Raw genomic sequence first — 23,438 nt, 5'->3', positions numbered from 1 at the left:
ATACGCGGTCCGTGTCGCCCCTCGATCTTTCCAGCCGCACCCGATCCGCAGGACCCCTGCGTTCGGCCGTGTCCGGAGTGTTCCGGGCCGCCTCGGCGCTGCGGGGTGCGCGAGCGTTCCACCCCGAAGGCGCGTTGTTCCGCGGCCAGCTGGACGTACGGGTGGACGGCGGGCCCGTGCCTCCGGGGCGCTATGCCGTCACCGGCCGGCTTTCCCGGGGCATCGGGCTGCCCGCCGGCGTTCCCGACATTCTCGGTCTCGCGCTGCGCGTCTCCCTGGAATCGGGCCCCTGGGATCTGCTGCTCGCGACCTCGTATCTCCCGGCGCGGGCGGTACTGCTCCCGGTGCGCGGCTGGGGGAGCGCCCGCTACAGCAGCCTCGCCGCGTACCGCAGATACGGGGACGACCGGGTGCGATGGGTCCTCGCGACGCCCGTGGGACGACAGCCGAACACCACATCGACGGACGATCTCCGGCCCGAGGTGGCACCGCTCGTCTTCTCGCTCGGCTGGGCGCCCGCGCGGGGCGCGGCACTCCCGTTCGGGAATGTCACCCTCACCTCGCGACTCGCGGTGGACGATTCCGAGATGACCTCGTTCGACCCGGTGGTGCACTGTCCCCCTACGTTGCGGATGTGGCCCGACTTCGTCGCAGAGATTCGCCGGGACGCGTATCGCGGCAGCCGCGCGGGACGGGCAGCCTCCCTCGATGCGTGAGGTTCTCGACGCGTGAGACCGACGGTGTCCATGTATCCGGTAGATGAGGAGACGACGTGATGGCAGAGAAGAAGAACCGTTCGGACGGCCCCGGCAAGACGACCGACGAGAGCGCGTCGCACGCCCGCGCACCCAAGGGCGGCCGGCCCGGACCCGCCGACGAAGGCGGGACCGGCGGGATGGCGACCAGGGAGAACGCACCCGAAATAGCAGAGGACCAGAAGGACTGACACACCGGGCTGCCGCTCCGGGTGCGCGCGTGCGGGTTACGGACTCCGATGGTGGGCGCGCACCATGGGGGCTAGGCTCGAGGCGTGACCCGACGTACCAAGATCGTATGCACAATGGGCCCGGCTACTTCGGACCCCGACGTCCTCCGGGAACTCGTCGACGCCGGCATGGATGTGGCGCGGCTGAACTTCAGCCACGGAGATCACGCCGATCACGAGCTCCAGTACAACCACGTTCGTGCCGCCGCCGAGTCGTCCGGCAAGGCGGTCGGCGTGCTCGCCGACCTCCAGGGACCCAAGATTCGTCTGGGCAGATTCGCCGACGGCCCCACCGTCTGGAACAACGGTGAACTCGTCCGCATCACCGTCGACGACGTCGAAGGCACCCACGACCGCGTCTCGACCACGTACAAGGAACTCGCGCAGGACGCGGTCGCCGGCGACCGGCTGCTCGTCGACGACGGCAAGGTCGGCCTCGTGGTCGAATCCGTCGAAGGAAACGACGTGGTCTGCCGCGTGACCGAGGGCGGCCCGGTCAGCAACAACAAGGGCGTCTCGCTGCCCGGGATGAACGTCTCTGTTCCGGCGCTGTCCGAAAAGGACATCGCCGACCTCGAATTCGCGCTGCAGCTCGGTGTCGACTTCATCGCTCTGTCGTTCGTGCGTTCCCCGGCCGACATCGAACTCGTGCACGAGATCATGGATCGTGTCGGCCGCCGTGTCCCGGTCATCGCCAAGCTCGAGAAGCCCGAAGCGATCGAGAACCTCGAAGCGGTCGTGCTGGCATTCGACGCGGTGATGGTCGCTCGCGGCGACCTCGGTGTGGAACTGCCGCTCGAAGAGGTCCCGCTGGTGCAGAAGCGCGCGATCCAGATCGCCCGGGAGAACGCCAAGCCCGTGATCGTCGCGACGCAGATGCTCGAGTCGATGATCGAGAATTCCCGCCCGACCCGCGCGGAGGCATCCGACGTCGCGAACGCCGTACTCGACGGCGCCGACGCCGTCATGCTGTCCGGCGAGACCTCGGTGGGCAAGTTCCCGATCGAGACCGTCAAGACGATGGCGCGCATCATCGCGGCAGTCGAATCGGATTCGACCGACGTTCCCGCGTTGACGCACGTGCCCCGAACGAAACGCGGCGTCATTTCGTATGCGGCCCGCGACATCGGCGAGCGGCTCGATGCGAGCGCACTCGTCGCGTTCACGCAATCGGGCGACACGGTGCGCCGACTCGCGCGGCTGCACACAAGGCTCCCGCTGCTCGCCTTCACGCCCGCGCCGAGTATTCGCAATCAGCTGGCACTGACGTGGGGCACCGAAACGTTCTCCGTGCCGCCGGTGGACACCACCGACCAGATGGTCGAGCAGGTCGACGCGGCGCTGCTCTCGCTCGGGCGTTACCAGCGTGGCGATCTCGTGGTGATCGTCGCAGGTGCCCCTCCGGGACGGACGGGTTCGACCAACCTGATCCACGTACACCGGCTGGGGGAGAAGGACACCCGGTGACGGGTGTCGACACGTCGGATCTCCACGTCCTCCTCGGACTGTTCGATCTCGAGCAGACCGGGGAGGACGTGCTCCGCGGCGAACATCCCCCGCAGGTCGGTGCCCGGACGTTCGGAGGGCAGCTCGTCGCGCAGGCGCTCGTCGCGGCGGGGCGCACGGTCGGAGACCGGCCGGTACACGCTATCAACGCGCACTTCATCCGGGGCGGAAACGTCAAGGCGCCCATCGAGTACCGGGTCGCGCGGCACCGTGACGGTTGTGACTTCGCGAACCGGATGGTGACCGCCTACCAGGACGGGCAGGAACTGTTCGTCATGCTCGCGGCGTTCCAGCGCTGGGGGAAGGGACTCGAGCATTCCGTCGGGGTTCCGGAAGTTCCTCTGCCGGAAACACTTCCATCCATCGGGGAGCGGTTGCAGGGGTTCGAGGCACAGTTGCCGTACTTCGCGGGGGCACTCAAGCCCATCGACATGCGGTACGCGAACGACCCCGCATGGGTGCTGCGGGGCACCGGCGAGAAGCTCAACCACAACCGTGTCTGGATGCGTCCCGACGGTGAGATGCCCGGCGATGCGCTGCTGCACGCGGCGACTCTGGCCTACAGTTCCGACACCACGGTCCTCGACTCGATTCTGACCACGCACGGACTGTCGTGGGGTCTCGACCGGATCGTCGCGGCCACCGTCAATCATTCGATCTGGTTCCACCGCCCGCTCCGATTCGACGACTGGCATCTCTACGCCACCGAGTCGCCGGTCGCGGCCGGGTCGCGCGGGATGGCGACGGGCCGGTACTTCGACCTCGACGGGCAACTCGTCGCGACGGTCGTGCAGGAAGGTCTGGTGCGGCACTTCCCGTCCCGCCGCTGAGCGACGCTCACGCCCGGTCGCCGGAATCGCCGGTCATCCGCTCGAGCGCCGCCGACAACCGTCGCAGTGCCGACACGGCCTCCTCGAAGTCGTCGCAGCCCATCTCGTCGCACAGACGGCGCGCGGCCGTCGCGTGCGCGGGGCCGATCTGTGCGACCGCCTCGAGACCCGCCGGCGTCGCGGCGACCAGCTTCGCGCGGCGATGCGCCGGGTTCGGCCGGTATTCCGCGAGACCCTGCTCGACGAGCAGATCCGCGATGCGCTGCACGCTCTGGCGGGTGATACCCATCTCGCGTGCGATCCCCGCGACGGGCAGCGGCGTGGTGAGTACGGCGCCGAGTACCTGCCAGCGCGAGGCGGTCAGGCCCGCGGGTGCGGCGAGGGTGTCCGCGAGGTCCAGGAACTGGCCGTTGAGGCGGAACGATGTCAACGCGGCGGCGCTGAGCAGTTCCGGAATCGAGGTTTCGGTCGTGCTCATCCCTCGTGTGCCGTCAGTTCGTAGTATCCCGACGGGTCGTGCTCGCCGTAGAGCTTGTACCAGGCGGTGAGCACCTCGGGTGTGTACAGATCGAGACGCTCGAAGATGGCGCGGGCGAACTCGACCGGCGCTATCCCGCTCGCGGTGAGGAGGTCCCGGTCGGTGACGGCGAGATCGTCGCGATAGAGGTGTGCGCCGCCGTATCCGACGCTCTCCAAGAATTCCCTCGCATTGCTCGTGTGGGCGTGGTCGTCGAGCAGCCCCGCCCGCGCGAGTCCGCCGGTCGCTCCGCACATCGCGGCGACCGGGACGCCGGCGTCGAGGAACTCTCTCGCTTTGTCGGTGAACGGAGTGAACGCCTCGGTGGGCCAGATGTTGTTGCCGGCGAGTACGAGCATTGCGGAGGAGGCCGGATCCACCTCGTCGAGTGTGACGTCCGGCACGATGCGGAGGCCGCCCATGGTGGTGACCGGGTTGCGTCCGGTCGAGACGGTGCGGACGCTGTAGCGCCCCGGCTGACGTTGGAAGTCGGGATCTGCGATGCCCGACATCGCGTATCCGATCTCCCAGTCGGCGAGCGTGTCGTACACGGCGAAGTACACGATGCCATTCATGACAGTATGCTGTCAGCATGACAGCGTGCTGGCAACGGTGTGCCGCAGATGGACGATTTGCCCGACCGCCGCGTCGACGATTAGCCTCGTATCGACCACTCGGTGGTTTTGCTGTCGTCTAGGGTCGAGCCCGACCCATCGGAGGGGACATGTTCGGCATGAATCGAGCACAGGACATGCACACACGTGCGGGCGTCGCCGCCACGTCGTGTTGTTGCGCCTGCCGCTGATACCCCCGACCGGGGCATAGGTCCCCCTCGGGAGCCGTGCCCGAAATCCGTCCCCCGAACCGTGCGCCGTTGGCCTCGTCACCCGAGCCCGCCACGGTTCGAAAGGATCCTCCGCATGTCCGATTCGACGGCACTTCCCGTCATCGATCTCGCCGACTTCGATGCACCCGAAACACGCGATGCTGCGCTCGACCGTCTTCGCACCGTCACGCACGAGATCGGCTTCTTCCACCTCGCCGGCCACGGAATCGATCCCGCGGCGGCCGATCGCCTGATTGCTGCCTCCCGCGAGTTCTTCGCGCTTCCCGACGCCGCCAAACTCGAGGTCGAGAACAGCCACTCACCACACTTCCGCGGTTACACCCGGGTCGGCGGTGAGCGCACCCAGGGCCACGTCGACTGGCGCGAACAACTCGACATCGGGCCGGAACGCGACGCCGTCGCCGAGTTCGATCCGGCGCGTCCCTGGGAGGTGCTCCACGGACCGAACCTGTGGCCCGCGCAGGTTCCGCAGTTGCGCCCGGCAGCAGTGGAGTGGATGGACCGACTCCAGGTGGTCGGTCTCCGCTTGCTGCGCGCCTGGGCCGAATCCCTGGGGGCCCCCGCAGATTTCTTCGACGAGGCCTTCGCCCACCCGGACCCGTTGCTCAAGATCGTGCGCTATCCCGGCCACGATCGATCGGTGACCGACCAGGGAGTGGGCAGCCACAAGGATGTCGGCGCGCTGACCCTTCTGTACCCCGAACCCGGGAGCACCGGCTTTCAGGTGCAGCGCGACGGCGCATGGTTCGAGGTCGATCCGCTCCCGGGGCACCTTCTCGTCAACATCGGCGAACTGCTCGAGGTGGCCACCGGCGGATATCTCACGGCGACCGTCCACCGCGTCGAACCGCCGTCAACAGGAACGGATCGGGTGTCCCTGCCGTTCTTCCTCAATCCCGCACTCGACAAAGCGCTGCCCACCCTCCCGCTGCCGGATCATCTGGCGGCCGCGGCGCGGGGCGTGGGACACGACGCGCACGGCGGAGCGCTGCACGCGGTGTACGGACTGAACGCGCTCAAATCCCGGTTGCGTGCTCATCCCAATGTCACCGATCGGTACCACGCGGAGTTGCTCCGCTCGTTCGAACTCGGCCGATGACCGCGTCGTCGCCTGCCGCCCCCGCACCGCCGGATTCGTCCGGCCCGACCACACGTCCGCCGTAGCCTGAGAGCCGACCCGTCCGGACTGCGTGATCCCGCGTCGTCCGGGGCGCTCCCACAGTTCCACCCTGCCGAGCACCGGCAGTTCCACAACGGAAGGTAGTACCCGATGTTCCTGCGTCGTACCGTCGTCGCGACCACCGCTTTCACCCTCGCCCTCGGCCTGGCAGCCTGCTCGTCGTCCGGAGGAGACGAGAACACCCTGCGGATCTCGGCCTCGTCCACGCCGCACGTCGAGATCCTCGATCACCTCGTGAGCACCGGTGCGCTCGGCGACTACCAGCTCGACATCCTCGACATCACCGGTGAGGTCGATCCCAACGAGTTGCTCGAAGCCGGTGACGTTGACGCGAACTTCTTCCAGCACGAGCCGTACCTGATCGACTGGCAGAAGCAGAACGGTGTCGACGATCTCGTCGCTGTCGCCGACGTGCACCTCGAGCCGCTGAGCCTGTACTCGAACAAGATCGGGTCGCTCGACGAGTTGAAGGACGGCGACACCATCGCGGTGCCGCGTGACACCACCAACTACGCCCGCGCGCTGTACCTGCTCGAATCGGCCGGGCTGATCGAGATGGACGTGCCGTTCGACCGGGCAGATCTGTCGGTGGTCACCGAATCGAACATCACCGCGAATCCGAAGAACCTGAAGTTCCTGGCGATCGAGCGGCCCCAGCTCGCGCGTCAGCTCGACGACGCGCAGGTCACCGCCGCCGTCATCAACTCCAACTACGCCCTCGAGGCCGGACTCACCCCGGCCGAGGACGGCATCGTCACCGAGCAGGTCGACGGCAACCCCTTCTCCAACCTGCTCGTCGTGCGCGCCGAGAACGAGAACGACCCCGCGGTGGTCGCACTCGCGGACGCTCTCGAGTCGCCGGAAACCGCTGCGTGGATCGAGGAGACCTACTCGGGTTCCGTCGTTCCGGTCCAGCCCACGAACTGATGATCGTCGTCGACAACCTCGTCAAGACCTTCCCCGACGCCGGTGGCGCCGGGGAGGTCGCGGCGTTGCGAGGGGTTTCTCTCGACATCCCGGACGGAGAGATCTTCGGCATCGTGGGTCCGTCCGGATCGGGTAAATCCACTCTTCTCCGGTGCCTGAACCTCCTCGAAAAGCCCACGTCGGGTCGCATCCTTCTCGGCGGGGACGACCTGTCGACTCTCTCCGGGGCCGAACTGCGCTCCGCCCGGCGCCGGATCGGCACCGTCTTCCAGCAGTTCAACCTGCTGCACTCGCGCACCGTCCTCCGCAACATCGAGTTGCCACTCGAACTCGCCGGCTTGGGCAAGGACGAGCGGCGCGCCCGCGCGGCGTCGCTGATCGACCTCGTCGGCCTGTCCGGCAAGGAGAAGAGCTACCCGTCCCAGTTGTCGGGCGGCCAGCAGCAACGCGTCGGCATTGCGCGCGCGCTCGCCGCAGAACCCGAGGTGCTGCTGTGCGACGAAGCGACCAGCGCCCTCGACCCCGACACCACCGAGCAGGTTCTCGACCTCGTCGCCGAGGTGAACCGCACCCTGGGCGTGACGGTTGTGGTGATCACCCACGAACTCGGGGTGCTACGCAGAATCTGCACGTCGGCGGCGCGACTCGAAGCCGGCCGGATCGTGGAGACCGGGCGCATCACCGACCTCGTCGCCTCGCCCGACTCTGCGCTCGGTGCCGCGATGCTGCCGGTCGGTGACGACCCCTCTCTGGGGTCGAGCGCCGACACCGCGGTGGTCACGGCGATCGGAGACGCGGCGCACGGGCCGTGGCTGTCCCAGATGATCCGGGCTGCGGACGCCGATATCGCCGTCGTCGGCGGGCGCGTCGAGCAGGTGGGCGACGTGACCGTCGGCCGGATGCGTTTGCGATTCACGACGGACACCGACCACGCCCGGGTCGAACGATTCGTGGACCAGCACCCGCACCTGACCCTGTCGTGGGGCGCGGGGACCGAACTGGAGGGACTCACCGAATGAGGTCACATCCGCGATGAACAAGCTCACGTGGTACGACTCCTTGCCCGAAGTGTGGGAGGCGACCCTCGAAACGCTGTACATGGTCACGGTGTCGTTCGTGCTCACGGTGATCGGGGGAGTGCTGGTGGGCATCGTCCTGCAGGTCACCTCCCCGTCGGGCCTCCTGCCGCGGCGGACACTCAATACGGTGCTCGGTGTGATCGTGAACCTGTTCCGGTCGTTGCCGTTCCTGATCCTGCTCATCGCGCTGATCGGAGTCACCCGGGCGATCGTCGGTACAGCGATCGGTCCGACGGCGGCGATCGTCCCGCTCACCATCGGGGCCATCCCGTTCTTCGCGCGGATCGTCGAATCCGCGCTGCGGGAGGTGCCGCGCGGCCGGGTCGAAGCAGCCCAGGCGATGGGAGCGTCGACCGGGCAGATCGTGCGGAAGGTTCTCCTGCCCGAAGCCGTCTCGCCTCTCGTGGCCGGCGCGACGCTCACCCTGGTCCTTCTCGTCGGGTACTCCGCCATGGCCGGTGTCATCGGCGGCGGCGGACTCGGCGACTTCGCGATCGTGTACGGCTACCAGCGGTTCAACACGCCGGTGCTTCTGGTTGCCGTGGTCGTGCTGATCGTGATGGTGCAGATCATGCAATCGGTCGGCGACGGCATCATCCGGGCCTACGCGCACCGGCGGTGATCGTCGACAGATACAGGCCGGTGACGAGCCACTAATCGATTGCGAGATGTATGTCACAGTTGATAGTATTTCCGTTACCAAACCCGCTCTCTTCGAGCGGAAGGGAAGCAGAACGCCGAATCCGTTGACAGCGGAGGTGCACACCGTCGTACCGAGAAGGGCATCGGTCGGCAGGGGTGCGGACGTGGGGGCGTCCGGCAACTGTTCTCCAGGGAGGGAACGGAGAGATCGTGATGGCTGCACACCGTCGAAAGGCATCCGAGAACGCGCCGTCGTCGCAGCGGAGGATGCTCGCCATACTTGTTCTTTCCGGCATGCTCACCATCGGCTTCGTCGCTGCCGCACTCACCGGTTCGTACTCGGTGGGGCTGATCTCGTCGCTGCTCATCGGAGCGTGCATCATCGTGGCGCACCTGATGATCGCGCCCGGCGCGATCATCGGACGGGGAACTGTCCAGGGTCCCGCTCGGCACGAAATCGCACCTCCGCCACGAGTATTCGAGATCCGTCACGGCTGATGAATGCCTCCGTATCCGGAGCGCGTCCGCAACACGCGGGGCGCTCCGGATTCGTTTTCACGGTGACGGGCAACGACCGGTGTGGCACCGGGCGCCGACGTGTTCCCGGGACGGACATCGGCCGAACCGAAAAGGGACAGATCCGCCCCAGGAGTTTGGGCGCGTTGTGCGGTGGTACGACACCGCTACTGCACGCACTGTGCGCCGACCTCCTGAAAGGTGAAACCCTTGTTCCGTCACACAGATCACCTCCAGTTCGACGTCAAACCCGAGAAGCCCGATCCCGTCTACGCCCGCAAACTCCAAGAACTCGTCGGCGGCGCATACGGCGAAATGACCGTCACCATGCAGTACCTGTTCCAGGGTTGGAACTGCCGGATGCCCGGCAAGTACAAGGACATGATCATGGACGTCGCCACCGAAGAAATCGGCCACGTCGAAATGATCGCCACCATGGTCGCCCGGCTCCTCGAAGGCGCACCGGCCACCGAATCGACCAAGAACGCCGCCGCCGACCCCGTCGTCGCGGCCGTGCTCGGCGGAATGGACCCGCAACAGGCCATCGTCTCCGGCGGCGGACCGACGCTGTCGGACAGCAACGGTGTGCCCTGGAACGGACGGTTCATCGTCGCGAGCGGCAACCTGCTCGCCGACTTCCGGGCCAACGTCGCTGCCGAAGCGCAGGGCCGGGTACAAACCGCGCGTTTGTATCACATGACCGACGATCCGGGTGTCAAGGACATGCTCGAGTTCAACCTGGCGCGCGATACGTACCACCAGAATCTGTGGCTCGCGGCGATCGAGGAACTGCAGGCCGACGGGATCGAGCCGTCCCCGATCGCACCGAACGCGTTGTTCGACGAGGAGCATTCCGAACATGCCACGAGCTTGTGGCATCTGTCGGACGGTGTCGCGTCGGATCAGGGCCGGTGGGCGCACGGTACCGGTCCCGACGGGTCGACGCCGATGTCGTTCCTGGCGGATCCGGTTCCGCTCGGTGATGTGGCCAGTGCGCCGCCGCCGGATCCGAAGCTGTATGCGACCTATGACGGGTCGCAGGGTGAGCCGCGTTCGGCTGCGCTGGGCACGGAGAAGGGGCTGATGGGCAAGATGAAGGACGCAGTCAACACCGAACCCTGAGTAGGCGAGGGAGACGGTCGCCGGTGCCCGGCGGCCACGGACACCACGGAGTGGTTCGGGTCCGCAGTGGAAACGCACAGCGGCGCTCGGGCGCAGGAACCAGGGAGGGGCCGACATATGTCGGCCCCTCCCGTCGCATGTTTGGTGCTCCCGTACCGCGGGTACAAGTCCGGTACCGATAGGTCGGTCCAGCAGTGCGCCGCCCTCGCATCGAATGCACCGCGTGCCGCGCATGGCACCGGCGAGGCGAAAGCGACACTGCTGATGGATCCGACGTATTTCGAACGGCTCATCGCCGCACTCTGGACGAGGTGTTCTCCACGCCCCCGATGGGCTCCGGCGCTCGGTCACGGGTGGATGAACGATCCGAGTCCTGTGCCTGCAGGCAGCGTCGTCAGCATGGTCCTCGCCATGCGCACCCCGGGATCACCGGGTGGATCAGCGCAAGTGGCCGACTCGTCTCCCGCTCGGCATCCGAAGAACACAACGCTCGCGCAGCGGGAGGCCCCGCCCTTCCGCTGTCGAGCGCACCGGCGCTACGGCCGTGGCCGGCAGCAGTAGCCCACTCGCGCCGGAATACGCGAAAGAAGAAAGAGGAAGATCATGCGAATCGCGATGGTATCCGACGACATCAGCCCGCTCGCCACCTGCGGGCGTGCGGACACGGACCGCCGGAAAGCGCATAGTGCCGAGTTGTTCGCCCGCTCTCGCCCGTGCGGGCCACGACGTGACCGTCTACACCCGGCGCGACAATCCTGATCTCCCCGAACGCGTCACCACAGCTCACGGATACACGGTGGTCCATGTACCAGCGGGCCCGGCAGCCCCGCTGGTGGAAGACGAAGTGCTGCCGACGATGGGCACGTTCGCAGGCTTCCTGGAAGCGGACTGGATGCGGCACCGTCCCGACGTCGCGCATGCGCATTCGTGGACATCGGGAATCGCCACCCAACTCGCCGCCCGAGCGCTCTCCCTCCCTACCGTGCAGACCTTCGCCACCCTCAGCGTTGCCGAATCCGCGCTGCAATCCGGTGGGGAGGTGGACCTTTCGAGCCGGATGCGGCTCGAACGTGTGCTGGCGAAGGGAGCACATCATGTGGTCGCGACGTGCTCGGAACAAGTCTTCGAGTTGTCTCGGATGGGTCTGCCACGAACACGGACGTCGGTAGTCCCGTCCGGCGTCGACGTCGACCACTTCACCGTCGCCGGATTCGGCACGGTCCCGTCGTCCCGTGGACGGTACCGGCTCGTGGCGGCGGGGCGGCCGGCGCCGGAGGACGGGTTCGACACCGCCGTCACGGCGTTGCCGCTGCTGCCCGACACCGAACTCGTCATCGCCGGGGGAGCCGCGCACGACGACGCGGCGGCGGACGAAACGGACCGATTGCTCGCGCTCGCCGACGAACTCGGGGTGCGCGAGCGAGTGCACATGGAGGGGCACGTCACGCGAGACAGGATGCCCGCATTGTTGCGTTCGGCCGACGTGGTGCTGTGCCCGTCGCGGTACGAACCGTTCGGGATCGTGGCGCTCGAGGCCATGGCGTGCGGACGCCCGGTGGTGGCGACCGCAGTCGCGAGCCTGCGCGACATCGTGGTCGACGGGGTGACCGGGCTCCTCGTACCACCGCGCTCCCCGCACGCCGTCGCTACGGCCGTACGGGAACTGATCGCTGATCCGGTGCAGCACGGCGCTTTCGGTGTCGCGGGGCGCGATCGTGCCGAAACGCGCTATTCCTGGGGACGGGCCGTCGTCGACCTTGTCGGTGCCTACGAACGCGCCGTCCGGCAGTCCTTCGCCGAACCCGTCACGGTCCGCGCCGGCGCCTCCCGGTCGGGAGCACTGTGAGACCGGCGGCAGCGAGCGCTTCGGACCGGCCTCCGGCGACACGCGTCCCGACGCCCGCCGGATGCACCCCGCTCGCCCGGTGAGCCTCTAGCATCGGGCGCGTGACCGCCGCGCCCGACAGCACCAGCCCCTCCGCGCCGCTGCGGATACTCCTCTACAGCGACGACGCGGGTGTGCGCGCGCAGTTGAGGTCGGCGCTCGGAGACCGGGTGCACCCCGACCTGCCCCGGCTCGAGTACCTCGAAGTGGCCACCGCGCCGGTGGTGATCGCACATATGGACGCGGGCGACGTCGACCTCGCGATACTCGACGGTGAGACGGCGCCCGCGGGCGGACTCGGCATCGCGAAACAGCTCAAGGACGAGATCGATCCGTGCCCACCGATCGTGGTGCTCACAGGCAGAGCCGATGACGCGTGGCTCGCGTCCTGGTCACGTGCCGAGGCGGTCGTCACGCGCCCGATCGATCCACTGACGCTCGCGCGTGAAGTGGTACGACTGCTGCGTCCGGCCGGCCGCTGAACCGCCCGCGGGCCGATACCGAACCGACCGCTCCGTACCGAACGGCGCGCACGAACCTACCCCATCCGTACCTCGCTCCCGAGCGGACACGCGCGACGGAATTCTGCATCCGAAATCGCTGACAACTGCGGCACGAACGCTACTAGTGTGTGTGCGGTAGCTCACATGTGACCGAGTTGTCCCGGATTGCCGGGCTCGGGCACCGGGGACCGAGGTTCTGTGACTACGGCACGACCGGGAGACGTCAGCGGAACCGGAGGTGGCGATGAACGTCTATGTACCGATCCTGGTGCTGGGAGCGATCGCTGTCGCGTTCGCGGTGTTCTCGGTGGTCGTCGCGTCGATAGCCGGGCCGAGTCGCTACAACCGTGCCAAGCTCGAAGCCTACGAATGCGGCATCGATCCGACACCGCAGCCCGTCGGAGGCGGACGTTTTCCAGTCAAGTACTACCTCACGGCCATGCTGTTCATCATTTTCGATATCGAAATCGTCTTCCTGTATCCGTGGGCGGTGAATTTCGACGCGCTGGGCGTGTTCGGACTGCTCGCGATGGGGTTGTTCATGGTCAATGTGTTCGTCGCGTACGCCTACGAATGGAAACGCGGCGGACTCGCCTGGGAGTAGCCCGCGTGACGCACCGGCCGAGGGCGGTGTCGTCGAAGTGGCTGCGCGAGAAAGTGATCCACACCAACGACGCAAGTGGTAGGAGTCGAACATGGGTCTCGAGGAGAAGGTGCCGAGCGGATTTCTGCTGAGCACGGTCGAAACCCTCGCCGGGTTCGCACGCAAGGGTTCGCTGTGGCCGGCGTCCTTCGGCCTCGCGTGCTGCGCGATCGAAATGATGTCCACTGCGGGAGGCCGCTACGACCTCGCACGATTCGGAATGGAAGCCTTCCGGGCGTCCCCCCGGCAGGCCGACGTCATGATCGTCGCCGGCCGGGTGAGCCAGAAGATGGCGCCGGCGCTGCGCCAGGTCTACGACCAGATGGTCGAGCCCAAATGGGTGCTCTCCATGGGGGTGTGCGCATCGTCGGGCGGCATGTTCAACAATTACGCCATCGTCCAGGGCGTCGACCATGTGGTGCCGGTCGATATCTACCTACCCGGGTGCCCCCCGCGCCCGGAAATGCTGATCCACGCGATTCTGGCGCTGCACGAGAAGATCGCGCACATGCCTCTCGGTGCCAACCGCGCGGACGCTGTGCGCGCAGCCGAGGAGGCCGCACTCTCGGCACGCCCGCTCATCGAGTTGACGGTGCCTCGGCGATGACGGGCGAACACCCCACTGAGGCCGGCCGGGAACAGATCGGCCCCGAGACCGGCAGGGAGCAGATCGATGTCCGGCGCGGCATGTTCGGTGCCCGCGACAGCGGCGACACCTCCGGGTACGGGCGCCTCGTACGGAGGATCACCCTGCCCGGCAGTTCGCCCCGGCCCTACGGCGGCTATTTCGACGACGTGGCCGACGCCCTCGACGATGCGCTCGCGCCCACCGCGGGGGAGGGATTCGCCGACGCGGTCGAGAAGATCGTCGTCTTCCGCGACGAAATGACGATCCATGTCCGCCGAGAGCATCTGCCGCGTGTCGCCCTCGCCCTGCGCAACGACGCCGCGTTGCGGTTCGAACTGTGCCTGGGAGTCAGCGGGGTGCACTATCCGGAGGAGACCGGCCGCGAACTCCACGCGGTGTACGCCCTCATGTCCATCACGCACAACCGGCGCGTGCGACTCGAAGTCACTGCGCCGGAGTCCGATCCGCACATCCCGTCGCTCTACGCCATCTATCCGACCAACGACTGGCACGAGCGTGAAACGTACGACTTCTTCGGGATCAGGTTCGACGGTCACCCCGCGCTGACCCGCATCGAGATGCCCGACGACTGGTCCGGGCATCCCCAGCGCAAGGACTACCCGCTCGGCGGGATCCCCGTGGAGTACAAGGGCGCCACCATCGCGCCTCCGGACGAACGGAGGGCATACAGCTGATGAGCGACACAGCAGCCACGTCCGGCGGCGCGCGTGACGACACCACCATCCTCACCGCATCCGGCCAGGACTGGGACGAGGTCGTCACGGCCGCCGCGGCGGCGGGTGAAGACCACATCGTGGTCAACATGGGCCCGCAGCACCCGTCCACGCACGGCGTCCTTCGGCTCGTCCTCGAGATCGACGGCGAAACCATCACCGAAGCGCGATGCAGTATCGGCTATCTGCACACCGGTATCGAGAAGAACGTCGAATACCGCAACTGGACGCAGGGCGTCACGTTCGTCACCCGCATGGACTACCTCGCGCCGTTCTTCAACGAGGCTGCGTACTGCCTCGGCGTGGAGAAACTGCTCGACATCACCCATCTCGTGCCCGAGCGGGCCGACGTCATCCGGGTGATGCTCATGGAACTCAATCGGATTTCCTCGCACATGGTCGCCCTCGCGACCGGAGGCATGGAACTCGGCGCCACCACGCCGATGCTGTTCGGCTTCCGCGAGCGCGAACTGATCCTCGACGTCTTCGAAACCATCACCGGACTTCGGATGAACCACGCGTACATCCGGCCGGGCGGGCTGGTCCAGGATCTCCCGTCCGACGCGGTCCCGAAGATCCGCGATCTGCTGGCGATCCTGCCCTCGAGGATCCGCGACATGGAAATGCTTCTCGACGACAACCCGATCTTCATCTCGCGCACCCGGGGTATCGGCTACCTCGACCTGACCGGGTGCATGACGCTGGGGGTCACCGGGCCGATCCTGCGGTCGACCGGCCTGCCGCACGACCTGCGCAAGGCACAGCCGTACTGCGGATACGAGAACTACGAATTCGAGGTGGTCACCGACACCGGCAGCGACTGTTACGGCAGGTACCGGATCCGGATCGGTGAAATGAAGGAGTCGCTGAAGATCGTCGAACAGTGTCTCGACCGGCTCCGCCCGGGCCCGGTGATGGTGGAGGACAGGAAGATCGCGTGGCCGTCGCAACTCACCCGCGGCGGCGACGGTCTCGGCAATTCCCCCGAGCACGTCCGCCGGATCATGGGCACGTCCATGGAGGGACTGATCCACCATTTCAAGCTCGTCACCGAAGGACTGCGGGTGCCCGCGGGCCAGGTGTACGTCTCGGTCGAGTCGCCTCGCGGCGAATTGGGGGTCCACATGGTCAGCGACGGCGGCACACGGCCCTACCGGGTGCACTACCGCGACCCGTCGTTCACGAACCTCCAGGCGGTGGCCGCGATGTGTGAGGGCGGCATGGTGTCCGACGTGATCGCCTCGCTCGCGAGTATCGATCCGGTGATGGGTGGGGTGGACCGATGAGCACCGAATACGTCCACAAGGGAGACACACCCGTTCCCACCGGAGGGCAGGAACCGGTCTTCCTTCCGCTCGGGCCGCGACCGGAAGAAGACGCCTCGATCGTGCGCCCCGGTGCACGCCGGAGCTATCCCGACGACGTGCTCGCCCGGCTCGAGAAGGATGCCGCCGAGATCATCGGCCGCTACCCCCACGGCCGCTCCGCCCTGCTTCCGCTGCTGCACCTCGTCCAGGCCGAGGACAGCTACATCACGCCCGCAGGACTCGAATTCTGCGCCCGGCAACTGGGATTGTCCGGCGCGGAGGTCGCTGCGGTTGCCACTTTCTACACCATGTACCGGCGCAAGCCCACCGGCACCTACCACGTCGGAGTGTGCACGAACGCGCTCTGCGCGGTCATGGGCGGTGACGAGATCTTCGAAGCGGTGCGGGATCATCTCGGCGTCGCCAACGGCGAGACCACCGAGGACGGCGCGATCACGCTCGAGCACATCGAATGCAACGCCGCCTGCGATTTCGCCCCCGTGATGACCGTCAACTGGGAACTGTTCGACAACGCGTCCGTGGAGTCCGCGGTCGACCTCGTCGGCGACCTCCGTGCGGGGCGGCCGCCTCAGCCCACCCGCGGCGCCGCGCTCACGACGTTCCGCGACACCTCCCGGTTGCTCGCCGGATTCCCCGACGAACGCGACGGCGCGCTCGAAGCCGGCGGCACCGCAGGTGGCGCCTCGCTGGCCGGTCTGCGCGTCGCTCGCGATCGCGGTATGGCCGCCCCGCCGGCGCCACGCGACGGTGACGCCCGCGCCGACAGCGATCTCGGGAACGTGGGGACGGCTCTGACGCCCGTGCTCACGCGGTCCTGGGGCGACGACGAGGCGTGGACTCTCGACGCGTACCGCCGTCAGCACGGTTACGAGGCGTTGCCGATCGCCCTCGGCATGGAACCCGACGCCGTGGTGTCGGCGGTCAAGGACGCGGGCCTGCGCGGGCGTGGGGGCGCGGGGTTCTCCACCGGCACCAAGTGGTCGTTCATTCCGCAGGGTGACGACAAGCCCCACTACCTCGTCGTCAACGCCGACGAATCCGAGCCCGGAACCTGCAAGGACATCCCGCTCCTGTTCGCCACTCCGCACGCCCTCCTCGAAGGAGCGATCATCGCGGCCTACGCGATCCGCGCGCGGCACGCGTTCGTGTACCTCCGCGGTGAGGCTGTTCCGGTACTGCGGCGGTTGCAGGCCGCTGTCGCCGACGCGTACGCCGCCGGGTACCTCGGCAACGACATCCTCGGCTCCGGATACGACCTCGATCTCGTCGTGCACGCCGGCGCCGGTGCCTACATCTGCGGTGAGGAAACCGCGCTGCTCGACTCGCTCGAAGGTCGCCGCGGGCAGCCGCGACTGCGGCCGCCGTTCCCGGCGGTCGCGGGTCTGTACGCGTGCCCCACCGTGGTCAACAACGTCGAATCCATCGCCAACGTGCCGCCGATCATCCGCAACGGAGTCGAGTGGTATCGGTCGATGGGCACCGAGAAGTCTCCGGGCTTCGCCATGTTCTCCTTGTCCGGGCACGTCACGACCCCGGGTCAGTACGAGGCTCCGCTCGGGATCACGCTGCGCGAACTGCTCGAGTACGCGGGCGGTGTCCGTTCCGGTCACGAGCTGAAGTTCTGGACTCCGGGCGGATCGTCCACACCGATCTTCACCGCCGAGCATCTCGACACACCGCTCGACTACGAAAGTGTCGGCGCCGCAGGGTCGATGCTCGGGACACGCGCCCTGCAGATCTTCGACGACACGACGTGCGTGGTCCGGACGGTGTTGCGCTGGAGCGAGTTCTACGCCCACGAGTCGTGCGGGAAGTGCACCCCGTGCCGCGAAGGCACGTGGTGGCTCGTGCAGATCCTCGAGCGGCTCGAGGCGGGCCGGGGCACCGAAGAGGACCTCGCCACCTTGCTCGACATCTCCGACAACATCCTGGGCCGGGCGTTCTGCGCACTCGGCGACGGCGCGACGAGTCCGATCACCTCGTCGATCGGATACTTCCGCGACGAGTACCGCGCGCACGTCGAACAGGGCTGCTGCCCCTTCGATCCGCACAGCGCCACACTCGCCGCCGGCGCAGTACGCGAGGAGACTTCATGAGTTCAGCTCCAGGAACGGACCCGGTCGGCGCCGCCCCGGCGGACGATCAGGTCACCGTCACCATCGACGACATCGAAATCCGCGTTCCCAAGGGAACATTGGTGATCCGCGCGGCCGAACTCGTCGGCGTGCAGATCCCTCGCTTCTGCGACCACCCGTTGCTCGACCCGGTCGGAGCGTGCCGGCAGTGCCTGGTGGACGTCGAAGGGCAGCGCAAACCGCTCGCCTCGTGCACCACCGTGGTGACCGACGGCATGGTCGTCCGGAGCCAGGCCACCTCGCCGGTGGCGGACAAAGCGCAGCGCGGTGTCATGGAGTTGCTGCTCATCAACCATCCGCTCGACTGCCCGGTGTGCGACAAGGGTGGTGAATGCCCGTTGCAGAACCAGGCATTGAGCAACGGTCGCGCCGAATCCCGGTACATCGAAGAAAAGCGCACGTACCCCAAGCCGATCGCGATCTCGTCGCAGGTGCTGCTCGACCGGGAACGCTGCGTCCTGTGCGCGCGCTGCACCCGCTTCTCGGACCAGATCGCCGGCGATCCCTTCGTCGACATGCTCGAGCGTGGGGCACGGCAACAGGTCGGCATCTACACCGAAGAACCGTTCGAATCGTACTTCTCGGGAAACACCGTGCAGATCTGTCCTGTCGGAGCGCTCACCGGCGCCGCCTACCGGTTCCGGGCGAGGCCGTTCGATCTCGTGTCCAGCCCGAGCGTGTGCGAACACTGCGCCAGCGGATGCGCACAGCGCACCGACCATCGTCGCGGCGTGGTGCTCCGGCGACTCGCCGGCGACGATCCGGAGGTCAACGAGGAGTGGAACTGCGACAAGGGCCGGTGGGCGTTCGCGTACGCCACGCTGCCCGACCGGATCACCGGTCCGCTGGTTCGCGACGAGTCGGGTGAACTCGTCCCCGCCTCCTGGCCCATGGCACTGGCGGTCGCGGCGCGCGGCCTGAAAGCCGCCCAGGGCGCGGCCGGGGTACTGGTCGGCGGGCGGCTCACCCGGGAGGATGCCTACACGTACGCGAAATTCGCCCGCGTCGCGCTCCGGACCAACGACATCGACTTCCGGTCCCGGGTCCACTCGGCGGAGGAGACCCGGTTCCTCGCCACCCGCGTCGCGGGACGCGGCGTCGGTGTCACCTATCGCGACCTCGAGAACGCGCCGGTCGTGCTCCTGGTCGGTGTCGAACCCGAAGAGGAATCGCCCATCGTGTTCCTCCGGTTGCGCAAAGCCGTCCGGGCCGGGCGCACCGCGGTCTGGACCGTCGCGCCGTATGCCGGTGCCGGTGCGAAGAAAATGCAGGCCCGCGTGCTCGGGTGCGTACCCGGCACCGAGGCGGAACTGCTCGACGCGCTGCGCTCGGGTGACCGGCAGGATGTCGACACCGACCTCCTGCGCCGCGACGGAGCACTCGTTCTCGTAGGGGAGCGTCTTGCCGGTGCCCCGGGCGGACTCACCGCCGCCGCCCGACTCGCCGACGCCACGGGTGCGCGCCTGGCGTGGATCCCGCGGCGCGCCGGGGAACGCGGCGCACTCGATGCGGGCGCGTTCCCGGCGTTGCTTCCCGGTGGCCGTGCCGTCACCGACGCCGACGCGCGGCGCGAGGTCGCGACGGCATGGAATCTGCCTTCGGCGGACGATCTTCCGGACGTTCCCGGCCGCGACACCGCCGCGATGCTCGAGGCCACGGCAGCGGGCGATCTCGGCGCTCTGGTCGTCGCCGGGGTGGAGATCGCCGATCTGCCCGACCCGGACGCGGCGCGGGCGGCGCTCGTCGCCGCGCCGTTCGTCGTCAGTCTCGAAATGCGCCGCAGTGAGGTCACCGACCGTGCCGATGTCGTATTTCCCGTCGCGTCCGTGGCCGAAAAGTCCGGCACGTTCGTCGACTGGGAGGGCAGGGCACGACCCTTCGGAATCGCACTGCGCGAGGCCGACTCGATGCCCGACCAGCGTGTACTGCACGCGATCGCCGACGCCATGGACATCGATCTCGGTGCGTCCGACACCGCCTCGGCGCGAACCGAACTCGGCCGTGTGGGTGACCGTCCGGCACCGGACGCACCGCTTCCCGACGTCGTCTCCACCGAACGCGAACGCCCCGGACCGGGCGAAGCGGTTCTGGCCACCTGGCGGATGCTGCTCGACGCGGGACGGCTCCAGGACGGTGAGCCGAATCTCGCCGGGACCGCGCGGGTACCGGTCGTGCGGCTGTCGGAGCCGACGGCCGCCGAGATCGGTGCCCGCGACGGCGAATCGATCACGGTGTTCACCGAACGCGGTGAGATCACATTGCCGCTCGTGATCGACGCGCTCCCCGAGCGGGTGGTCTGGCTCCCGACGGCCTCGCCCGGTGCGGGCGTCCACGAACACCTCGCCGCGACGGCCGGTGACGTGGTGGGTATCCGTGCCGCGCTTCCGGATACGGAGGTACCGCAATGATCATCTCCGCCGACCGGTCCGTGCCCACAGCGCGGGAGGTCGACCTGTCGATGTTCGGGATCGACCCCTGGTGGCTCGTGATCGTCAAAGCCCTGCTGGTCTTCGCCTTCCTGGTGCTCACCACGCTCGTGCTGATCCTCGCGGAACGCAAGGTCATGGCATGGATGCAGATGCGGGTCGGACCGGACCGGGTCGGACCGAAGGGACTGCTGCAAACCGTCGCGGACGGCATCAAACTCGGTCTCAAGGAAGGCATCACCCCGAGCGGGGTGGACAAACCCCTCTACCTGCTTGCGCCCGTGCTGGCGACCGCCCCCGCGCTCATGGCCTTCGCGGTCATCCCGTTCGGTCCCGTGGTGTCCGTGTTCGGAGAACGCACGCCGCTGCAGCTGACCGACCTTCCCGTCGCCGTGCTCTACATCCTCGCCGTCACCTCGATCGGTGTGTACGGGATCGTGCTCGCCGGATGGGCGTCGGGATCGACGTACCCGCTGCTGGGCGGATTGCGTTCGACGGCGCAGGTCATTTCGTACGAGATCGCGATGGGACTGTGTTTCGCCGCCGTCTTCCTGCTCGCCGGCACCATGTCGACGTCGGGGATCGTCGCCGAGCAGACGGGGATCTGGTTCGCTCTGCTGCTGTTGCCCGCATTCCTCATCTACTGCGTGTCGATGGTCGGTGAGACGAACCGGGCGCCGTTCGACCTTCCCGAAGCTGAGGGCGAACTCGTCGGTGGGTTCCACACCGAATACTCCTCGCTCCGGTTCGCGATGTTCATGCTTGCCGAGTACGTCAACATGATCACCGTCTCCGGGCTGGCCACCACGCTGTTCCTCGGTGGCTGGCGCGCGCCGTGGCCGCTGAGCATCTGGGACGGAGCGAACACCGGATGGTGGCCGCTGCTGTGGTTCGTCGTGAAGATCTGGCTGGTGCTGTTCGTGTTCGTGTGGCTCCGGGCCACGCTGCCCCGCCTGCGATACGACCAGTTCATGGCACTGGGATGGAAGGTGCTCATCCCGATCGCCGTGGTGTGGGTGATGGTGGTCGCCGTCATCGTTCTTCTCGCCGGCGAAGGACGCCTGCCCGGCACCGCATCGCTCGTCGTCGCGGGCATCGCCGTCTCGGCGGTGTCGTTCTGGTACCTCGGGTACCGCTGGCGTCGTGCGGCCGACCCCCGAAACGACCCCGGCACCGGCACAGCCGGGCCGCCCGTCCGGCACGACCCCACGATGGGCGGATACCCGGTGCCTCCCTTGCCCGGGCAACTGCCCGCGAGTGCGCCGGCCACAACCCAGGAGGAGAGCAATGTCTGAATTCCTCGGCCCGCTCGCCGGTTTCGGCGTGACCTTTTCGACCATGTTCAAAAAGCCCAACACCGAGTTCTATCCGGAAGAAAAGAATCCGACCGCCGAGCGTTACCACGGTCGCCACCAGCTCAATCGGTACGCGGACGGACTCGAGAAGTGCATCGGGTGCGAACTCTGCGCGTGGGCGTGCCCGGCCGACGCCATCTACGTCGAGGGAGCGGACAACACCGAGAGCGAACGGTATTCGCCGGGTGAGCGATACGGACGCGTCTACCAGATCAACTACCTGCGCTGTATCGGCTGCGGACTGTGCATCGAGGCGTGCCCCACCCGCGCCCTGACGATGACCAACGACTACGAGATGGTCGACGACAACCGCACCGATCTGATCTACGACAAGGATCGCCTTCTCGCGCCGCTCCAGGACGGAATGCAGCCGGCGCCGCATCCCATGTCGCCGGGCGCCGCGGACGAGGACTACTACCGCGGCACCGTCCCGCCGGTGGACGACAGCGATGCGTCGGCTCCGACGGAAGGGCAACCGTGATGGGTGCGCCGGGAACAATGCTGCTCGCCCAGGAACTCACCCGCACCTCTACCGGGGAAGGGGTGCAGTTCTGGATTCTCGCGACCGTCGCGGTGATCGGTGCACTCGGCGTCGTCGGCGCGGCGAAGGCCGTCTATTCGGCGATCTTCCTCGCGATGACCATGGTGGTGCTCGCCGTGTTCTACATCGCCCAGGGAGCGTTGTTCCTCGGTGTCGTGCAGGTGGTCGTGTACACCGGTGCCGTCATGATGTTGTTCCTGTTCGTGCTCATGCTCGTGGGCATCGACTCGTCGGACTCGCTGGTCGAGACACTGCGCGCACAGCGCGTTCTCGCCATCGCGGTGGGAATCGGCTTCGGGGTGCTGCTGATCGGCGGACTCGGAAACGCGGCGGTGACGGGCTTTGTCGGCTTCGATTCAGCCGACGCAGCCGGAAATGTCGAAGAACTCTCCGTACTGCTGTTTTTGGACTACGTCTGGGCCTTCGAACTCACCGGCGCTCTGCTGATCACCGCGACCATCGGCGCGATGGTGCTCGCGCACCGGGAACGGCTCGGGCCGCGGCGCACCCAGCGTGAACTCTCCGAGGAACGGTTCCGCAACGGCGGCCGGGTGACTCCGCTGCCCGGACCGGGCGTCTATGCCCGGCACAACGCCGCCGACGTTCCGGCGATGCTTCCCGACGGTTCGTTCGCGGACAGTTCCGTCGGTCCGCTGTTGCGGCGGATCGGGCGCGGCTGGGGGCCTGCCGATCTCGGCATCCGGGGCCCCGCGAAGCATGGGGAGGCCCGGCCTGACCGTGACGAGGGGGAACGGCCGTGAATCCGGAGAACTATCTCTACCTGTCGGCATTGCTGTTCACGATCGGCGCCTCCGGAGTGCTGTTGCGGCGCAACGCGATCGTTGTCTTCATGTGCATCGAACTCATGCTGAACGCTGCGAATCTCGCCTTCGTCACGTTCGCGAGAATGCACGGCAACCTGCACGGTCAGGTCTTCGCCTTCTTCACGATGGTGGTCGCTGCAGCCGAAGTGGTGGTGGGACTCGCGATCATCGTCACCATCTTCCGGAGTCGTCGCTCCGCCTCGGTGGACAACGCGGATCTTCTCAAATACTGACGGTCGCCCCCAAAGGACGGTGAGAGTGACGAACCACGACGCGCCGAGAGGA

Annotated in this window: 24 protein-coding genes; 22 read left to right on the top strand and 2 right to left on the bottom strand. The window is 67.4% G+C overall.

Going from position 1 to position 23,438, the window contains the following annotated elements; translation table 11 throughout:
• The first annotated feature begins 11 nt into the window (after positions 1-11).
• The 4 genes from HF886_RS16870 (at position 12) to HF886_RS16855 (ending at position 3,321) form a co-directional block, all read left to right on the top strand.
• Positions 12-716, top strand: coding sequence for a phosphodiesterase (locus HF886_RS16870; RefSeq protein WP_346765394.1), 705 nt, complete (start codon positions 12-14; stop codon positions 714-716).
• 59 nt (positions 717-775) lie between these two features.
• A complete protein-coding gene (locus tag HF886_RS16865; protein WP_169652925.1) occupies positions 776-946 on the top strand; it encodes a hypothetical protein in 171 nt (56 codons plus the stop codon).
• 84 nt (positions 947-1,030) lie between these two features.
• On the top strand, positions 1,031-2,452 hold the full coding sequence (gene pyk, locus HF886_RS16860) for a pyruvate kinase (protein ID WP_169652924.1): 1,422 nt from the start codon (positions 1,031-1,033) through the stop codon (positions 2,450-2,452).
• Positions 2,449-3,321, top strand: a complete 873-nt coding sequence (locus tag HF886_RS16855; protein WP_169652923.1) for an acyl-CoA thioesterase II — start codon at positions 2,449-2,451, stop codon at positions 3,319-3,321. The genes pyk and HF886_RS16855 overlap by 4 nt, the downstream gene beginning before the upstream one ends.
• Before the next feature lie 7 nt (positions 3,322-3,328).
• On the opposite strand, the gene HF886_RS16850 is transcribed toward HF886_RS16855, so the two are convergent.
• Both HF886_RS16850 and HF886_RS16845 read right to left on the bottom strand, forming a co-directional pair.
• On the bottom strand, positions 3,329-3,799 hold the full coding sequence (locus HF886_RS16850; RefSeq protein ID WP_169652922.1) for a MarR family transcriptional regulator: 471 nt from the start codon (positions 3,797-3,799) through the stop codon (positions 3,329-3,331).
• Positions 3,796-4,413: a DJ-1/PfpI family protein gene (locus HF886_RS16845; protein ID WP_169652921.1), complete on the bottom strand. Its 618-nt coding sequence runs from the start codon at positions 4,411-4,413 to the stop codon at positions 3,796-3,798. The genes HF886_RS16850 and HF886_RS16845 overlap by 4 nt, the downstream gene beginning before the upstream one ends.
• 345 nt (positions 4,414-4,758) lie before the next feature.
• Here HF886_RS16845 and HF886_RS16840 point away from each other — a divergent pair, with 345 nt between their 5' ends.
• From HF886_RS16840 to nuoK, 18 genes are all read left to right on the top strand, one after another.
• Complete coding sequence (locus HF886_RS16840; RefSeq protein ID WP_169652920.1) at positions 4,759-5,784, top strand: isopenicillin N synthase family oxygenase; 1,026 nt, start codon at positions 4,759-4,761, stop codon at positions 5,782-5,784.
• Positions 5,785-5,955: 171 nt separating this feature from the next.
• Positions 5,956-6,792 (top strand): MetQ/NlpA family ABC transporter substrate-binding protein, encoded by an 837-nt coding sequence (locus HF886_RS16835; protein ID WP_169652919.1) that lies wholly within the window; start codon positions 5,956-5,958, stop codon positions 6,790-6,792.
• Complete coding sequence (locus tag HF886_RS16830; protein ID WP_346765393.1) at positions 6,738-7,811, top strand: methionine ABC transporter ATP-binding protein; 1,074 nt, start codon at positions 6,738-6,740, stop codon at positions 7,809-7,811. The genes HF886_RS16835 and HF886_RS16830 overlap by 55 nt, the downstream gene beginning before the upstream one ends.
• Before the next feature lie 13 nt (positions 7,812-7,824).
• The gene (locus HF886_RS16825) at positions 7,825-8,493 is read left to right on the top strand and encodes a methionine ABC transporter permease (RefSeq protein ID WP_169652918.1); all 669 of its coding nucleotides are present in this window, start codon (positions 7,825-7,827) and stop codon (positions 8,491-8,493) included.
• Between the two features lie 233 nt (positions 8,494-8,726).
• Positions 8,727-9,011, top strand: a complete 285-nt coding sequence (locus tag HF886_RS16820) for a hypothetical protein (protein ID WP_169652917.1) — start codon at positions 8,727-8,729, stop codon at positions 9,009-9,011.
• 228 nt (positions 9,012-9,239) lie between these two features.
• Positions 9,240-10,151: a manganese catalase family protein gene (locus tag HF886_RS16815; RefSeq protein WP_169652916.1), complete on the top strand. Its 912-nt coding sequence runs from the start codon at positions 9,240-9,242 to the stop codon at positions 10,149-10,151.
• 727 nt (positions 10,152-10,878) lie between these two features.
• Positions 10,879-11,997, top strand: a complete 1,119-nt coding sequence (locus HF886_RS16810; protein ID WP_346765392.1) for a glycosyltransferase — start codon at positions 10,879-10,881, stop codon at positions 11,995-11,997.
• Between the two features lie 92 nt (positions 11,998-12,089).
• Positions 12,090-12,518 carry a hypothetical protein gene (locus tag HF886_RS16805; protein WP_169652962.1) on the top strand — a complete coding sequence of 143 codons (429 nt, stop codon included), beginning with the start codon at positions 12,090-12,092 and terminating at the stop codon, positions 12,516-12,518.
• 265 nt (positions 12,519-12,783) lie between these two features.
• Positions 12,784-13,143, top strand: coding sequence for an NADH-quinone oxidoreductase subunit A (locus HF886_RS16800; protein ID WP_169620050.1), 360 nt, complete (start codon positions 12,784-12,786; stop codon positions 13,141-13,143).
• A gap of 91 nt (positions 13,144-13,234) precedes the next feature.
• Positions 13,235-13,789, top strand: a complete 555-nt coding sequence (locus HF886_RS16795) for an NADH-quinone oxidoreductase subunit B (protein ID WP_169620049.1) — start codon at positions 13,235-13,237, stop codon at positions 13,787-13,789.
• Entirely contained in the window at positions 13,786-14,505 is a 720-nt protein-coding gene (locus tag HF886_RS16790; RefSeq protein WP_169620048.1) for an NADH-quinone oxidoreductase subunit C, read from the top strand. The genes HF886_RS16795 and HF886_RS16790 overlap by 4 nt, the downstream gene beginning before the upstream one ends.
• Complete coding sequence (gene nuoD / locus HF886_RS16785; RefSeq protein ID WP_169652915.1) at positions 14,505-15,830, top strand: NADH dehydrogenase (quinone) subunit D; 1,326 nt, start codon at positions 14,505-14,507, stop codon at positions 15,828-15,830. The genes HF886_RS16790 and nuoD overlap by 1 nt, the downstream gene beginning before the upstream one ends.
• Positions 15,827-17,968: an NADH-quinone oxidoreductase subunit NuoF gene (gene nuoF, locus HF886_RS16780; RefSeq protein WP_169652914.1), complete on the top strand. Its 2,142-nt coding sequence runs from the start codon at positions 15,827-15,829 to the stop codon at positions 17,966-17,968. The genes nuoD and nuoF overlap by 4 nt, the downstream gene beginning before the upstream one ends.
• A complete protein-coding gene (locus tag HF886_RS16775; protein ID WP_169652913.1) occupies positions 17,965-20,415 on the top strand; it encodes an NADH-quinone oxidoreductase subunit G in 2,451 nt (816 codons plus the stop codon). The genes nuoF and HF886_RS16775 overlap by 4 nt, the downstream gene beginning before the upstream one ends.
• Positions 20,412-21,728 carry an NADH-quinone oxidoreductase subunit NuoH gene (gene nuoH, locus HF886_RS16770; protein ID WP_169620044.1) on the top strand — a complete coding sequence of 439 codons (1,317 nt, stop codon included), beginning with the start codon at positions 20,412-20,414 and terminating at the stop codon, positions 21,726-21,728. Before HF886_RS16775 ends, nuoH begins: the two co-directional genes overlap by 4 nt.
• The gene (gene nuoI / locus HF886_RS16765) at positions 21,721-22,269 is read left to right on the top strand and encodes an NADH-quinone oxidoreductase subunit NuoI (protein WP_169652912.1); all 549 of its coding nucleotides are present in this window, start codon (positions 21,721-21,723) and stop codon (positions 22,267-22,269) included. The genes nuoH and nuoI overlap by 8 nt, the downstream gene beginning before the upstream one ends.
• The gene (locus tag HF886_RS16760) at positions 22,269-23,090 is read left to right on the top strand and encodes an NADH-quinone oxidoreductase subunit J (RefSeq protein ID WP_169652911.1); all 822 of its coding nucleotides are present in this window, start codon (positions 22,269-22,271) and stop codon (positions 23,088-23,090) included. The genes nuoI and HF886_RS16760 overlap by 1 nt, the downstream gene beginning before the upstream one ends.
• Positions 23,087-23,386 carry an NADH-quinone oxidoreductase subunit NuoK gene (gene nuoK / locus HF886_RS16755; protein WP_169652910.1) on the top strand — a complete coding sequence of 100 codons (300 nt, stop codon included), beginning with the start codon at positions 23,087-23,089 and terminating at the stop codon, positions 23,384-23,386. The genes HF886_RS16760 and nuoK overlap by 4 nt, the downstream gene beginning before the upstream one ends.
• Positions 23,387-23,438 lie beyond the last annotated feature (52 nt).

The organism is Rhodococcus sp. 105337, from assembly GCF_012844225.1.
Taxonomy (GTDB): domain Bacteria; phylum Actinomycetota; class Actinomycetes; order Mycobacteriales; family Mycobacteriaceae; genus Rhodococcus.
Note: the sequence above shows the minus strand (reverse complement) of the source record. Positions and strands in the feature narration are given on the sequence as shown.

Excerpts from the sequence above, each read along its gene's own strand:
- HF886_RS16850 (WP_169652922.1), bottom strand. The coding sequence starts at position 3,799 with ATGAGCACGACCGAAACCTCGATTCCGGAACTGCTCAGCGCCGCCGCG.
- nuoH (WP_169620044.1), top strand. The coding sequence starts at position 20,412 with ATGATCATCTCCGCCGACCGGTCCGTGCCCACAGCGCGGGAGGTCGAC.
- HF886_RS16845 (WP_169652921.1), bottom strand. The coding sequence starts at position 4,413 with ATGAATGGCATCGTGTACTTCGCCGTGTACGACACGCTCGCCGACTGG.
- HF886_RS16820 (WP_169652917.1), top strand. The coding sequence starts at position 8,727 with ATGGCTGCACACCGTCGAAAGGCATCCGAGAACGCGCCGTCGTCGCAG.
- HF886_RS16760 (WP_169652911.1), top strand. The coding sequence starts at position 22,269 with ATGGGTGCGCCGGGAACAATGCTGCTCGCCCAGGAACTCACCCGCACC.
- nuoI (WP_169652912.1), top strand. The coding sequence starts at position 21,721 with ATGTCTGAATTCCTCGGCCCGCTCGCCGGTTTCGGCGTGACCTTTTCG.
- nuoF (WP_169652914.1), top strand. The coding sequence starts at position 15,827 with ATGAGCACCGAATACGTCCACAAGGGAGACACACCCGTTCCCACCGGA.
- nuoD (WP_169652915.1), top strand. The coding sequence starts at position 14,505 with ATGAGCGACACAGCAGCCACGTCCGGCGGCGCGCGTGACGACACCACC.
- HF886_RS16840 (WP_169652920.1), top strand. The coding sequence starts at position 4,759 with ATGTCCGATTCGACGGCACTTCCCGTCATCGATCTCGCCGACTTCGAT.
- HF886_RS16865 (WP_169652925.1), top strand. The coding sequence starts at position 776 with ATGGCAGAGAAGAAGAACCGTTCGGACGGCCCCGGCAAGACGACCGAC.
- HF886_RS16825 (WP_169652918.1), top strand. The coding sequence starts at position 7,825 with ATGAACAAGCTCACGTGGTACGACTCCTTGCCCGAAGTGTGGGAGGCG.
- HF886_RS16795 (WP_169620049.1), top strand. The coding sequence starts at position 13,235 with ATGGGTCTCGAGGAGAAGGTGCCGAGCGGATTTCTGCTGAGCACGGTC.
- HF886_RS16800 (WP_169620050.1), top strand. The coding sequence starts at position 12,784 with ATGAACGTCTATGTACCGATCCTGGTGCTGGGAGCGATCGCTGTCGCG.
- HF886_RS16790 (WP_169620048.1), top strand. The coding sequence starts at position 13,786 with ATGACGGGCGAACACCCCACTGAGGCCGGCCGGGAACAGATCGGCCCC.
- HF886_RS16775 (WP_169652913.1), top strand. The coding sequence starts at position 17,965 with ATGAGTTCAGCTCCAGGAACGGACCCGGTCGGCGCCGCCCCGGCGGAC.
- HF886_RS16835 (WP_169652919.1), top strand. The coding sequence starts at position 5,956 with ATGTTCCTGCGTCGTACCGTCGTCGCGACCACCGCTTTCACCCTCGCC.